Below are 13,654 nucleotides of genomic sequence, written 5' to 3'. Positions count from 1 at the left end.
ATTTTTCTGATACTTAACGTCACACTTATTGAGAACGCCCTAATCGTATTAGCAACTGCCTACGATTATTAATTGCTTTTTGGTAATTGGGATCAAATTGAATTGCCTTGTCGTATGCTGCTATAGCTTCTTCGTAGCGTTGTAAATTCTCTAGAGCAGCGCCTCGATTATTCCAAGCAGAAGCATAGTCAGGTTTGATGGCGATCGCTTTGTCGTATGCTGCTATAGCCTCTTCGTAGCGTTTTAACCCCCCTAGAGCAACGCCTCGATTATTCCAAGCAGAAGCATAGTCAGGTTTGATGGCGATCGCTTTGTCGTATGCTGCTATAGCCTCTTCGTAGCGTTTTAACTCCCCTAGAGCAACGCCTCGATTATTCCAAGCAGAAGCATAGTCAGGTTTGATGGCGATCGCTTTGTCGTATGCTGCTATAGCCTCTTCGTAGCGTTTTAACTCTCTTAGAGCATTGCCTCGATTATTCCAAGCATCAGCATAGTCAGGTTTGATGGCGATCGCTTTGTCGTATGCTGCTATAGCCTCTTCGTACCGTTTTAACTCCCCTAGAGCAACGCCTCGATTATTCCAAGCAGAAGCATAGTCAGGTTTGATGGCGATCGCTTTGTCGTATGCCGCTATAGCCTCTTCGTAGCGTTTTAACTCCCCTAGAGCAACGCCTCGATTATACCAAGCATCAGCATAGTCAGGTTTGATGGCGATCGCTTTGTCGTATGCTGCTATAGCCTCTTCGTACCGTTTTAACTCCCCTAGAGCATTGCCTCGATTATTCCAGGCATAAGCATAGTCAGGTTTGATGGCGATCGCTTTGTCGTATGCTGCTATAGCCTCTTCGTAGCGTTGGGAATCGAACAAACTATTGCCTTTATTAAAAAAGTTTTCTGGTTCTTCTTGTTTCTTTGCGAGACGTTGGACGTTTTCTAGATAAAGATTGATAGGAATACCCCATTTGAAAGTGCCAACTGCATCCCCAAAAGCTGGGTTAGTAACACCTCCTGTAGACTGCTGTTGTGGTGGAGGTTGTTCACCTTTGCGTTTAGCTTCTGTAATCAATTCCACATCAGTACGCCCATGTACTGCAATAACTTCACCCAGCGCATTTATTACAGGGCTACCACTCATCCCTGCTGCGGTGATTGCAGTGTAAGAAATGCCATAGCCTTCGATTTGGTTATCAATTAATGACACAGATCCAATACTAAACTGTTGTTTTGTTCCAGTACCAGGAAAACCTGTGATATAAATACTTTGTCCCAATCCTACTTTGTCAGAATTACCTAAGCTAAGGGCTTGATAAGGGCAAGTTCCACTTTCAGGTTTGAATGTAACAACTGCTAAATCTTGGTTAGGGAAGCGTTTGATATCAGCAGGTTCCCAAATTTTTTGATCCTGCGTTTGCAGTTGGACTTTAATACCAGGTGGCACCACGTGACGCACTGTGAGTAGAGTACAAACCTCCTTGTCTTCTCCAGTGACAAAAAATGCTGTACCATGCCCTGGTTGATTTTTGTAATTGATGAGAATTACACTCTCCGTAGCTATCTTGTTAATCTCTTCTGGTGATTTCGCACTGTTGCCGCATCCAGTTATAACTAATGGGAGCAAACTTAAGGGAAGCCACCGATGCCAAGATACCATGTTACACCCTTTGGACTTACTGTTTTATCAAGCAGAATTCAGAAGTCAGGAGACAGGAGTCAGAATAAATGTTGGTTAAAACCTCGTCCCTTGTCGACGAGACAAGGGTTGAAACTTTTCTTAAAACACCATCCCTTTATGGGTGGTGTATTCTGACTCCTGAATTCTGTCTCCTGACTCCTGTTTTATGTATTACCACACGTTCTTTGTTCTGAATTCCGTATTCGACAAAAAGGGAATTTTGAAACTCGGCACTTTATTGGTTTGTAGTTGAGCTGTCTTGGCGCTAAAGCGCAACTACAAACCAATAAAGCTGTTTAATAAAATTTTACATAGTAAAAATTAAACTACGGCAGGGTGTGCGATCAATAGAAGGCTGACGAAATAGTTAAAGAGATTCTGGTGGAGAAATATCTGAACCGACAACGACACCTTTAGGATTAGACTGTGTTTTTGGTTTTGTAGTTGGTTTTTGATCTTGTAATGACTGAGTGAATGGTGAGGAAGATGGGGCAGACGCTTCTAGATGATGATTCAGCATTGATAATCCTCCAATAGCACCAGCCATAAGAGTTGTGTAACCTAAATAGAGATGTATAGGACGTAACCCCAATCCTGAAGCGAAACTCTTGTTAGATTTATAACTAGGAGGCAAAACTGTTTTTATGGGTTCAGGTTCTGGTAAGGAAGTCGCTAAAGCTGTACCATTAAGTCCTAAAGCATTACCCATCGCACGGATATAGCCACGCACAAAAACTTCTTCTGGCAATAATTCCCAATTCCCATTTTCCACAGCTTCCAGGTAAGGAATTTGTATGTGAGTGTAAGCGTTTAAGTCTTGAAGAGAAATATTGTGGAATTCGCGAGTTCGCCGTAATTCTTCGCCAATTTGACGTAGAGCTTCTGACCGTTTTTTGCCTGGTGTTGGCAAAGTTTGTTCAACTGGGCTCTGTTTTTTATTGAACGTGCTAAGCCATTTCATTGGTTTTCTAGCTGAGGGGCTGTTTTTTTGAACGGCGGTATTTTTCACCTCATTAGGCTCAGCTAACAACTCGGCTTTGTTAGTAGTTGTGGGAGTAGGTTTTTCGGTTGATTGTACAATAGTCAAGCACTGATGCAAATCAGTTGAATCAGAGGTTTGGCTATTGTCATCTTTTTGTTGGTTATTTTCTCCAACTTCTTGATGTTTTTGAAGAAGTTGCTGAAATACTAAACTGATTGCTTCTCTACCAACAGCTTTAAATAAACCGCTGGCTTGTTCAGAAGAAGAACCCAGTAATTTTTGTATAGTAGCCAGCGCGTGACGATAAACTTTACTTTGATGTAGTTGTGTTTCTATTTCACCTAAGAGCGATCGCAATTCATCTTGAGAAATTTCCATAGTAATTCCATCAGTAATCGATAAAGCGTACATAGTCTTCATAAAATTAGGTTTAGGTAAACTAAACAGTGAACAGTCAACAGTTATCAGTTATCAAAGGCTATGGTGCTGTGATAACTGGTAACTGATAACCGATAACTGTTTTTAATTTGTGTGGGAGATTAAAATAAGATTTACAAAAGATTGAACTGCTTGGAAATATTCACAACGAGCAATTTCTGCTACGTTGTTATGTCCTGCTCCCGAAACCAAAAGCAACTTTTTTGTATTAGGAGCCGCAGCATACAAATCTTGGCTCATAAAAGCTGGCACGGTGAGATCATCAGTACCATGAATGAATAAAACTGGCACCTTTAAATTAGGAACCTTCTTAATCGATTCAAAGCGCTGTGTCAGGATCAAATTGACTGGAAACATCGAAAAAAGGTTCCGAGATGCAACTAAATGTTTGATTGATGTAAAAGAACCTTCAACAATCAATCCAGCAGCTTTAGGGTATTGGAGCGCTAAATCGATGGCTATAGCACCTCCTAAAGAATGCCCATATATAAAAATTTTATCTGGAGGAATTTTCCTCTGGTTGACTAAATAATTCCAAGCTGTAGCCGCATCCTGATAAACTCGTTTTTCATTGGGAAAACGACCTTTACTACGACCATAACCACGGTAATCAATCAGTAAAACCGAAAACCCTGATTGATGAAACCGGTTTGCATGGGCAACATTTGCACCAATATTCATGTTATTTCCGTGGAAATATAGCAAAACATTAGCATCGGACTGTTTTGCTTTTATCCACCAGCCATGAATATATTCTACTTTGCCTGGTTTTACGGGAACAGATATCCACACATCTTCGTAAGAGAGATTAAAAGCTTGTGGTGTTGTTTCAATAATTGAAGATGGAAAAAAGATGTATCTCGTTTGCTGCAAGAAAAGAAATACACATATGGCGGTGTAGGTTAGTGCTACAATCACTCCGCCCCAGCCTAGCAGCAAGAACAACAACCTTATTGGGTGTTGCAGGTCGGTTGTATTCATGCAAGTATTTTTAAATACAGTAATAATAGACTAATACACTAGCTTTTACTTCATCGAAAATACAAATTCTATATTGGAACATGAATTACAATAAGTTTAGATAATCATTGACTAAACGCACAATTTATACAACTAGTTTCTTTATCGAAAATAAAACGCTTGATATAAATCTAGGAGAATCACAGTGGTGCTATTGGACAAGACTCAACAAGAGCAATTAAAAGAAATAGTTGCACAGTTACGGCAAATAAGGCAAGAGAAGGCAATGCGTATAGAAGAAATAGCTGCTAACACACGCATTCGCCCAGCTTTTTTGCAAGCTTTAGATGAAGAACGATTTGAGGATTTGCCGGAGCCTGTTTATGTCCAAGGATTTATCCGTCGTTATGGAGATGCTGTAGGAATAGATGGTAGTGCTTTAGCACAAAGGTTTGCGATTACTTTTACCCCTCCAGAATTACATCAAGACCAACAGAACACAGATAAAAGACCAAATATATATATTCCCCTTATTATACCCTATATTCTAGTACTAGCTGGGGCCATCTTCGGACTATTTTATATACTCAATCCACACAGCACAGTAGAATCTCGTAATCAGAAGCAATTTTCCCCAAGCGCTTCTAAACCCAAAACACTCTCTACCCCGCTTGCATCTGCAATTAACACTGGTCAAAAAAGCACCCAACTTTTCTCCGCAACGCCAACTCCAACGGCATCACCAGCAACACAGAACGCTTCATCAGTAGAAGTAACTCTCAAATTACAAGACAAATCATGGGTGCGAATCAAATCAGATGGCAAAACCGTATTTGAGGGAATTTTAAATAAGGGAGAACAGAAAACCTGGACAGCACAGAAAGATTTGACTATCCGTTCCGGTAACGCTGGCGCTGTACTTGTTTCTGAAAACAAACAGGAGCCAAAACCTTTAGGAGCCGTTGGCGGTGTTAAGCAAGTTACATACTCTGTTAAGAGGGAGCAGGGAGCAGGGAGCAGGGAGCAGGGGAGCAGGTAGTAGGGAGCAGGGGAGCTCTTGAGCAGGTAGTAGGGAGCAGGGGAGCTCTTGAGCAGGGGAGAAAAAAAGACAAATCTTACCCAGTTTTGACTTTTGACTTTTGACTTTTGACTTCCCCGCAGGGGTGCCCCATGCCCATTGCCTCGTTCACTTTACTTCTGGTATGCGTAAATGCCAGTTAGTTGATTGTTCGTAAGCGTAAGCGACTTGAAAAAGTAAGTCTTCTCGGAGGACTTTACCAATAAGCTGCAAACCAATTGGCAAACCATTATTGTCAAAACCGCACGGTATGCTTATGGCTGGTAAACCTGCAAGATTGACAGGAATTGTTAACAAGTCAATTAAGTACATGCTCAAGGGGTCAGTTATTTTTTCACCCGCTTTGAAAGCTGTTGTGGGAGCAGTGGGACAAACTAATATATCTACCTCTTCAAATGCGTTTTCAAAGTCTTGCTTGATAAGAGTGCGGACTTTTTGCGCTTTTAGATAGTAGGCATCGTAATAACCAGCAGAAAGGGCATAAGTTCCGATCATAATCCGACGTTTGACTTCTGCACCAAAACCTTGAGCACGGGTACGAGCGTACATCGACAAAAGGTTGTCTGCTTCTGGTGCGCGATAGCCATACTTAACGCCATCATAACGAGCTAGGTTTGCTGACGCTTCAGAAGGCGCAATAATATAATAGCTAGATAAGCCATCGCGAAACCTGGGAGTGGAAATAACATGGATTTCTGCTCCCAAATTTTGTAGTTGATTCAACGCTTTGGTAACAGCTTGTTCAACAGCAGAATCTAAACCTTCACCAAAGGTTTCTTTAATGACACCAATTCTCAGCTTTCCTCTAGGTTTGAGATCTGGTTTTAAGGTGGTAGTGTAATCAGGAATGTCAACTTTTAAGCTAGTAGAGTCTTTGGGATCGTATCCGGCGATCGCGCTCAATAATATCGCCGCATCTTCTACTGTGCGTGAGAAAGGGCCAATTTGATCCAAAGACGAAGCAAAAGCCACCAAACCATAACGCGAAACCAAACCATAAGTTGGTTTCATCCCCACGATACCGCAAAACGAGGCAGGTTGACGAATGGAACCACCAGTATCAGAACCAACAGCCACAACACATTCATTAGCCGCCACCGCCGCAGCCGATCCCCCTGAAGAACCGCCAGGAACCCGTGATAAATCCCAAGGATTAGCAGTCGGTTGGTAAGCTGAGTTTTCTGTAGAACCCCCCATCGCGAATTCATCAAGATTCGTTTTCCCCACCATTACTGCACCAGCATCTGCTAGCTTTTGGGTAACCGTTGACTCATAGGGCGGTACAAAATTTTCCAGTATACGAGACGCGCATGTGGTACGGATTCCCTTGGTACACAAATTATCTTTAATACCAATAGGAATTCCTGCTAATATCCCAATTTCTTCACCTTTAGCGATTTTATCATCCACAGCCTGCGCTTGTTCGAGTGCCTTGTCGGCGGTTATGCTTAAGAAGCTATGTAATTTAGGCTCTAGCTCTTGAATACGGTCTAAAGCTTCTTGAGTAATTTCAACAGCAGAACGTTCTTTGCTAACTAGCTGTTTGTGCAACTCGCGGATGAATCCCATGATTGTTCCCTTTGTTATCCAAGTTCATAATTTTAACTAATAAAGCTAACTACCAGTAGAACAGTAGTGACGCTCCCCTATCTTCCAGAGATTAAGTGCAACTATTAAAAAGAGAAAGCCAGCTGCGGGAGATAAGCAACAAAACCAGAAAGGGATTGAAAAAGTCTCTTCCTTTTCAAGCACCGCAAGGAGAGGAAAATAACTCACACAAGCAAGCGGGATCAAGAAAGTGAAGAATCTCTGGAACCATTTAGTATAAATTGAAATAGGGTATTGTGCCGTTTCAACCCCTCCATACGTGAGAATATTCATAATTTCCAGAGACTCAATAGTCCAAAAAGTGAGTGTCGCCTGCACAATGACAATACCAACAAACAGCGCAACCCCACCAAGAAATGAGGCGTTTAAAAGCCATAAGGTTTTGATAGTCAAAGGAATGTGGAGAGTCGAAAGTGACCACACTGTAACCACAATCCCTTGAGAAAATCGTCCTACTCGCTTCAACGTGAACTCTGTACCAAGGAGTTGAAGTACAGTGGTTCTTGGGCGAAGAAGCAAACGATCAAACTCACCATTCTTAATTATTTTGCCAAAGATATCAAAGCCTCGTCCAAGTGCATCAGCACACGAAAAAGAGATATTGACCATTCCGTAAAACAAAGCAATTTCAGGGAGAGTCCAAGTACCAATACTGTTAAAACGACTAAAAAGTGCCCATATTCCCAAAAATTCAGTGAGAGTCGCCAGAAGATGCCCTACAGTTTGCAGTAAGAAGGACACTTTGTATTGCATTTGTGATCTGATCGATGCCGAGATGTATCGAAGGTAAAGAAAAAAATCGTTCATAAAAAAAGCAAAGGAACCAGAGGAGCAGGGAAGCAGTATTAACTTTTGACTTTTGACTTTTGACTTTTGACTTCCCCAACGGGGCTATCCTCCTTGAATGACGAGCCTTTTTATCCCACGACTCACTAAAGCCCGCCCAACTAGAACAAGGGTAACAATCCAGAAAGCCTGATGGAGTAACACACCATATAGTGCGCTTGGTGGAAGATTACCAGTAAAAAGACGAAAAGGATGGTCGAGAAGTGCACTGAAAGGAAGTGCATTCAAAATAGGCTTAATCCATTCAGGAAAAAGCGGGAGAGGAATGGTTATTCCTGAGAAAATAAGAATCAAACTTGGCAGGATAGTATTGATCCCCTCCCCTGAAACTGTCCACATCATTGAGACGGTTAAAAGCATGGTAAATGCACATGAAAGTACAATTGCACCAATAAAAGAGACAACAAACGCAACTACAGAAGCATAATCAGGCGGAAAACGCAGTGACCATTCAGGTAATCCTATAAGAGGAAAAAGAAAGATTGAGATACAAGCAATAGGAACCGCACGAAGTATCAGGGGGGCTGTGCGGAGTGCGATCGCACGAGCAAACCAAAAGTTATAGAGATCAGTAGGTCGTAAAAGATCATACCCTACCCCGCCAGAACGTATGAGTTCTTGAATTTCCTTATCTCCACTCCAAGGGATAATAACAAAAGACGCTTGCCCAAGCCATATATATCCTACTGCTTCACGAAAAGTCATAGGCGGTGCAGAAGTCGCATGAGTAAAAAATGCCTCAAGAACCATGACTTTCAATAAACCCCAAAAAATCTGTGTTCCAACCCCTGCTATTGCAGCAGTACGATATTGTACGAGGAGAGAAAATTGAGCGACAAAGAGCGACCAATACGCTTTCATGTCAAAATTTCTCCTGATTTTGCATAAAATTCAGCAATAATCTCTTCAACAGGCGGATTTTCAACAAAAAGATCTTCTACTTCGTAATGCGAGGTAATCTTGCTAATTAGGGACGCAGCAGATAGCTTTGTAGGGTCAAAAGCAAGCGTCACGGTGTTACCCTCCTTTGAGACGATACTAACTCCGTCTTCGTCAAAGGAGAACTCATCCTGTATCAAATCTATTCTTAAGTAGCGACGCGAGGAAACTTTAGACCGAACCTCGTCAAGGGAACCATCACAAAGAATTTCACCCCCACCAATAATAATAACCCTCTGACATAAGGCTTCGATATCATCCATGTCGTGGGTTGTAAGGATGGTAGTCACCTGATGCGTTTTATTTAGATCTTTGATAAACTTTCTGACTGTAAGCTTTGAAACTGCATCAAGTCCTATTGTTGGCTCATCTAGAAAGAGAATGTCAGGTTTGTGAAGCATCGCCGCCGCAAAATCACACCTCATCCTTTGACCAAGACTTAATTGTCTTACAGGAGTATAGAGAAAGCGTGAGAGATCAAGAAGCTCGACCATCTCGTCACGTGTTTTTTTATACTGTGCTTGTGGAACGCGGTAAATATCGCGCAACAGATCAAAAGACTCAATGACTGGAAGATCCCACCATAGCTGTGTTCGTTGACCAAAAACCACTCCGATTCGACCAACATGACGAATTCTATCTTTCCAGGGAATTCGCCCTCCAATTATGCATTTTCCCGCCGAGGGTACTAAGATCCCACTTAAAATCTTAATCGTAGTCGATTTACCTGCTCCGTTTGGACCAATATACCCTACAAGTTCTCCCTGCTCTACAGAAAATGAGACTCCCTTTAATGCGTAAACTTCTTTGGTTTTACGCTGTACAAGCCCCCGCATTGAACCGAACAGCCCGGACGAGCGTTCAGACAAAAAGAAAGACTTACTAAGGTCTTTAACAAAAATGTGAGACATGTTGTAACAATTCGGTAGAAAAATACCCTTTCTAAGGAGGTTGATTAAGCGTTAAAAATATTTTGCACACGGTCAACTGAAATTAAATTAATATGTATTCCACCGGAGTGGATCATGTCTACTTCAGCATACTAACAATTCTATAAAATTATCCTTTTATGGTTAAAATTATTACACGTAAGAAAATAGATACGCAAAATGTATATGATATTGGTGTCGAAAGCGACCATAATTTTGTCATAAAAAATGGCTTGATAGCTTCTAATTGCTTTAATAAGTCACATTCAACAGCCTATGGCTATGTAACATATCAAACCGCGTATTTGAAAGCTAACTATCCACTGGAATATATGGCGGCGCTGTTAACAGCTAACAGCAGTGACACAGACAAAGTGCAGAAATATATTTCCACTTGTATGAGTATGAATATCCAGATAGAGCCGCCGGATATTAATCGCTCTGGTGTGGACTTTACACCATCAGGAGAGAACATTTTATTCGGATTTTCAGCAGTTCGTAACGTGGGGCATAATGCGATCGCCTGTATTTTGTCAGCAAGAGCGGAGTCAGGGGAGTTTAAATCTCTGGCGGATTTTTGCGATCGCGTAGATCTGCGGGCTGTTAACCGTCGTACGTTAGAATCGCTGATTTCTTCTGGAGCTTTTGACAAAATAGAACCAAACCGCAATCAGTTAATTCACGATCTGGAACTAGTATACGATTGGGCACAATCTCGTGCTAGAGATAGAGCCAGTGGTCAGGGAAATCTCTTTGACTTGTTAGGTGGTGGATTTTCCACTACTACAACCACAAGCAAAAATAGCTTTGACATAGCACCCAAAGCCAAACCTGTGTCTGATTTTCCTCCACAGGAAAAGTTAAGGATGGAAAAGGAACTATTAGGCTTTTATGTCTCAGACCATCCACTAAAATCTATCCGGCAATCAGCACGAGTCCTGGCTCCGATTAATCTTTCCCAACTCGGCGAACAAAAGGACGAAATAGTTCTTTGTGTCGTAGTCATGCTCAATGGCGTTAAAAAAGTCGTCACCAAAAAGGGTGACCCGATGGCTATTTTGCAAATAGAAGATTTAACTGCACAATCAGAAGCAGTGGTATTTCCTAAAATTTATGAGCGGATTCATTTGCTGCTCCAAGTTGACTCTAGATTAATTATCTGGGGTAAAGTAGATCGCCGAGACGACCAAGCTCAATTGATTGTTGAAGATGCAGAGCCAGTAGAAACAGTACAGATGGTCATGGTGGAGCTAAATCCTCAACAAGCAGCGACTATTGAAGAACAACATCGCTTGAGAACGATTCTGCAAGAACACTCAGGTGATAAAGAAAAAGCAAAAGTTCCAGTGATAGGGATCGTACGAGACGGAGATAGTCGTCATCTTGTTCGTTTTGGACGCCAATTTTGGGTGCAAGATTCTAGAACGACTGTTCACGCTCTCCAAAATGCCAGATTTCCTGCGCATGTACAACCCCTTACTAGTGTGTGAACTACCCCAGCCATCAATACCGTTCTTGTGTTCGGGGAAAGCAATATCGGTAGAATAGCTTACATGAAGAGGGTATGTGTTGTTTTTTTGGTTACTTCTGCGGATGAAGATTTCCCTATATAAATGGTATCTTTTTATGCCATTAAGGTGTATGTGCTAATCGGGGGAAGGAGTAAAAATTTGATGGCCGCAGACGAAATATCTCACTTTGTGAAATATTGTAAAAAAATTCAACCCCAGAGCCATGAAGAAATTCAGCGGTTTTTTGAAGGTGTAATCGGGTTTCCTTATGATAAGGAACTTTTATTACAAGCTTATTTATTCTTGAATATAAAAAAAATATTTCCTATATGTACTGAATTACTTTTATTTGAAAAGTCACCCATCTCTGACTATACAGATTTAGGCAAGTGTGATTTTGTTTACCTCACATCATTTAATAGGCTACTTATCATTGAAACAAAATTTATTGATACAGAGGCAACAGGAGCAACAGAAAGAAAAAGAAGAAACAAGCATAGAAATAAAGTTTTTGAGCAAGTCATAACTTTAAAAAGTCGGTTTAGCCATTATTGGAATATACGGCTAGATTATCTAGAATGTAGTGTATTTACAACAGATCCAGAAGTAAATTGGCGCGGAAATGATGTAAATGTTATTAGTAAATCAGTATCAATAGAAGAACTAGAAAAGTGGAGAAGCAGCTATACCAAAAACTTCGCCAAAACTAGAGTTTGACCTCTCCCCTGGCTAAAGCCGAGGGGATTCTAAACTGATGTAGCGAAGCGAGATAAAATCTAGCTTCGCTACGTTTACGATATATTTTCTTCAGCGAACCGAAGACGTTATAGCGTTTGGGAACGGTCAATATCTCCCTTATTACCTTGGCTAGACATAAGCCCAGCTGTGTTTTTACTTTTACTAGGATGTTGGCAGCACCATTACAATCAGCGTTGATAACTAGATTGTTTTTGGTCTTATACATTCCACGCTTAACTCTCTTACCTGATGGTTTCCAGCTTTCGGGTTTTTCACCGAGTTTTGGCAAGAAATCACCATCCAAAAAACTCGTCTTGGACGTGTAGGACTCTTCGGTTTCAGTAAACTGAATCCCGATTTCTTCACACAGTGTAAGGATGCGTTCTTTAAGCTTGGATGTTGGGATCTGTACGAAGTTCTGATTATTACGCTTGCCTAAAGTTATCTTGTCTTTAACTCCCTCACCCCAACCAAACACCACGTTACCAATTTTATGGTTAAGGCAATAGTTGACAATGAATCTAGCTGTTTTGTTAATAGCGTCCCGCATTTGTCGGTTACGCAATTCAGTTAAATCCGCCAACTGATCATTCCAAAAACCTTGAGGTTTTCCCGTTTTGATCTTCTTGACTTTGCGGTTGTAATTGGTGTTAAGAGACTTGATTTGTCTACCATCAATAATGAAAGATTTACCCAGTGTTGAAACGCAAGTCAGCCAGTTATTTGTACCAGGGTCAATCCCCAAAGCTTGAGAATGATCTAGTCCCAGCAAACAACTCACATCGTCGTTGCCAGATTTGTAAACGTACTCAGCATATAGTTCGCGGTTACGTGGAAGTATACGAACCTCAACCAATTGATGAGGTTTAAATCCGTATCCTCCAGGAATCCAAACATCATTTAAAATGTCCTTGGACAACTCCCGTGAGATTGCTAACCGACACATCCCTGTTTCTATATCCAACTTGACGGCTTGACCAGGAAATGTGACAACGGTTAACCCATCTTTTCGATATCCAGGGATACACGGAAAACCTTTTAATTCCCCATTAAAGAACAATGGCAGAAGTTCATTGTAAGAACGGAAGCTCTCAATAACTGATCTAATTGTTTGCTGTGCTTGCTGTCCTCCCATAATTTGATAGTGTTCACTGTTAGCAAACTCTTTACACAATGAAGCATAGCTATCAACACTAACTTTTTTGGTTTTGAATTCAGAGCGATAAAATCCATCCTTATCAAAGAATTCGACCCGCTCACAAGTCTCAAAATGCTTCTGCCTGATTGAGTAAACAACTTGATTGGAAAGCTTTGAAGCTTGTTCACAAAGCAAAACTAAGAAATTTCTTGTCTCATTGTTAATAGCGTCAGTTAACCTGATTTGCTGGGTCTTGTACATTATCCTTTTGTGCTATCATGATGCCATTATAACCTTTAAGTGGCATCATGAAACGATTAAGTGTTAGATTTTCCGACAAAGAATATGAAGATTTAGTGAAACTAAGTCACCAAACAGAAAGATCTTTAAATGATTTGGTTCGAGAATCTACTAGACAATTAGTACAAGACTGGCTAGTTAAAACTAGCCGCTAGCTTTCATCCCCTGGCTAAAAGCCGGAGGCTCTCAGCATGTGCTTGGTAGGGGAAGAGGGGGCAGGGAGCTCTTAGCAGAGGAGCAGAGGAGCAGAGGAGCAGAGGAGCAGAGGAGCAGAGGAACAGAGGAACAGAGGAACAGGGGAGCAGGGGAGCAGGGAGCAGGGGGGCGAATAGATACTCAGTTCTTAATACCCAATGCCCAATGCCCAATGCCCAATGCCCCATGCCCAATGCCCCATGCCCCATGCCCAATAGCCCATGCCCCATGCCCATTGCCCCATGCCCCAATGATGTGGAACCAAATTAGCGCTCATATTAGCCAAGTTACTGGTGAAAAATTTGACTCATCGCAGCAAC

At 41.5% G+C, this 13,654-nt stretch carries 13 protein-coding genes; 4 read left to right on the top strand and 9 right to left on the bottom strand.

The window, feature by feature from the left end:
* Positions 1 to 25: 25 nt before the first annotated feature.
* From G4P69_RS25820 to G4P69_RS25810, 3 genes are all read right to left on the bottom strand, one after another.
* Complete coding sequence (locus G4P69_RS25820; protein ID WP_243903063.1) at positions 26 to 1,651, bottom strand: tetratricopeptide repeat-containing S1 family peptidase; 1,626 nt, start codon at positions 1,649 to 1,651, stop codon at positions 26 to 28.
* 388 nt (positions 1,652 to 2,039) lie between these two features.
* The gene (locus G4P69_RS25815) at positions 2,040 to 3,074 is read right to left on the bottom strand and encodes a helix-turn-helix domain-containing protein (RefSeq protein ID WP_208342302.1); all 1,035 of its coding nucleotides are present in this window, start codon (positions 3,072 to 3,074) and stop codon (positions 2,040 to 2,042) included.
* 102 nt (positions 3,075 to 3,176) lie between these two features.
* On the bottom strand, positions 3,177 to 4,073 hold the full coding sequence (locus tag G4P69_RS25810; protein ID WP_208342301.1) for an alpha/beta hydrolase: 897 nt from the start codon (positions 4,071 to 4,073) through the stop codon (positions 3,177 to 3,179).
* Between the two features lie 184 nt (positions 4,074 to 4,257).
* On the opposite strand from G4P69_RS25810, the gene G4P69_RS25805 reads away from it, so the two are divergent.
* Positions 4,258 to 5,091, top strand: a complete 834-nt coding sequence (locus tag G4P69_RS25805; RefSeq protein ID WP_310834505.1) for a helix-turn-helix domain-containing protein — start codon at positions 4,258 to 4,260, stop codon at positions 5,089 to 5,091.
* Between the two features lie 147 nt (positions 5,092 to 5,238).
* On the opposite strand, the gene gatA is transcribed toward G4P69_RS25805, so the two are convergent.
* From gatA to G4P69_RS25785, 4 genes are all read right to left on the bottom strand, one after another.
* Positions 5,239 to 6,699 carry an Asp-tRNA(Asn)/Glu-tRNA(Gln) amidotransferase subunit GatA gene (gene gatA / locus G4P69_RS25800; RefSeq protein WP_208352232.1) on the bottom strand — a complete coding sequence of 487 codons (1,461 nt, stop codon included), beginning with the start codon at positions 6,697 to 6,699 and terminating at the stop codon, positions 5,239 to 5,241.
* 45 nt (positions 6,700 to 6,744) lie between these two features.
* Positions 6,745 to 7,491 carry an ABC transporter permease gene (locus G4P69_RS25795; RefSeq protein WP_243903062.1) on the bottom strand — a complete coding sequence of 249 codons (747 nt, stop codon included), beginning with the start codon at positions 7,489 to 7,491 and terminating at the stop codon, positions 6,745 to 6,747.
* A gap of 138 nt (positions 7,492 to 7,629) precedes the next feature.
* Positions 7,630 to 8,445 carry an ABC transporter permease gene (locus tag G4P69_RS25790; RefSeq protein WP_208346619.1) on the bottom strand — a complete coding sequence of 272 codons (816 nt, stop codon included), beginning with the start codon at positions 8,443 to 8,445 and terminating at the stop codon, positions 7,630 to 7,632.
* Positions 8,442 to 9,434 carry an ABC transporter ATP-binding protein gene (locus G4P69_RS25785; protein WP_208352216.1) on the bottom strand — a complete coding sequence of 331 codons (993 nt, stop codon included), beginning with the start codon at positions 9,432 to 9,434 and terminating at the stop codon, positions 8,442 to 8,444. Before G4P69_RS25785 ends, G4P69_RS25790 begins: the two co-directional genes overlap by 4 nt.
* 158 nt (positions 9,435 to 9,592) lie before the next feature.
* Between G4P69_RS25785 and G4P69_RS25780 the strand changes: the two genes are divergently transcribed.
* On the top strand, positions 9,593 to 10,942 hold the full coding sequence (locus tag G4P69_RS25780) for a helix-hairpin-helix domain-containing protein (protein ID WP_208345447.1): 1,350 nt from the start codon (positions 9,593 to 9,595) through the stop codon (positions 10,940 to 10,942).
* Positions 10,943 to 11,125: 183 nt separating this feature from the next.
* Positions 11,126 to 11,680 carry a hypothetical protein gene (locus G4P69_RS25775; protein ID WP_208345449.1) on the top strand — a complete coding sequence of 185 codons (555 nt, stop codon included), beginning with the start codon at positions 11,126 to 11,128 and terminating at the stop codon, positions 11,678 to 11,680.
* Here G4P69_RS25775 and G4P69_RS25770 read toward each other — a convergent pair.
* Complete coding sequence (locus tag G4P69_RS25770; RefSeq protein WP_243903061.1) at positions 11,670 to 13,100, bottom strand: RNA-guided endonuclease InsQ/TnpB family protein; 1,431 nt, start codon at positions 13,098 to 13,100, stop codon at positions 11,670 to 11,672. The two genes, G4P69_RS25775 and G4P69_RS25770, sit on opposite strands and share 11 nt — an antisense overlap.
* Positions 13,101 to 13,147: 47 nt before the next feature.
* Between G4P69_RS25770 and G4P69_RS25765 the strand changes: the two genes are divergently transcribed.
* On the top strand, positions 13,148 to 13,294 hold the full coding sequence (locus G4P69_RS25765) for a CopG family transcriptional regulator (protein ID WP_208346810.1): 147 nt from the start codon (positions 13,148 to 13,150) through the stop codon (positions 13,292 to 13,294).
* A gap of 188 nt (positions 13,295 to 13,482) precedes the next feature.
* Here G4P69_RS25765 and G4P69_RS40045 read toward each other — a convergent pair whose 3' ends face one another.
* Positions 13,483 to 13,611 carry a hypothetical protein gene (locus tag G4P69_RS40045; protein ID WP_279606316.1) on the bottom strand — a complete coding sequence of 43 codons (129 nt, stop codon included), beginning with the start codon at positions 13,609 to 13,611 and terminating at the stop codon, positions 13,483 to 13,485.
* Between the last annotated feature and the right edge of the window lie 43 nt (positions 13,612 to 13,654).

The organism is Aetokthonos hydrillicola CCALA 1050, assembly GCF_017591665.1.
In the GTDB taxonomy this organism is placed as follows: Bacteria; Cyanobacteriota; Cyanobacteriia; order Cyanobacteriales; family Nostocaceae; genus Aetokthonos; species Aetokthonos hydrillicola.
The sequence above is the reverse complement of the archived record's forward strand: the minus strand, read 5'-3'. Positions and strand labels throughout refer to the sequence as shown.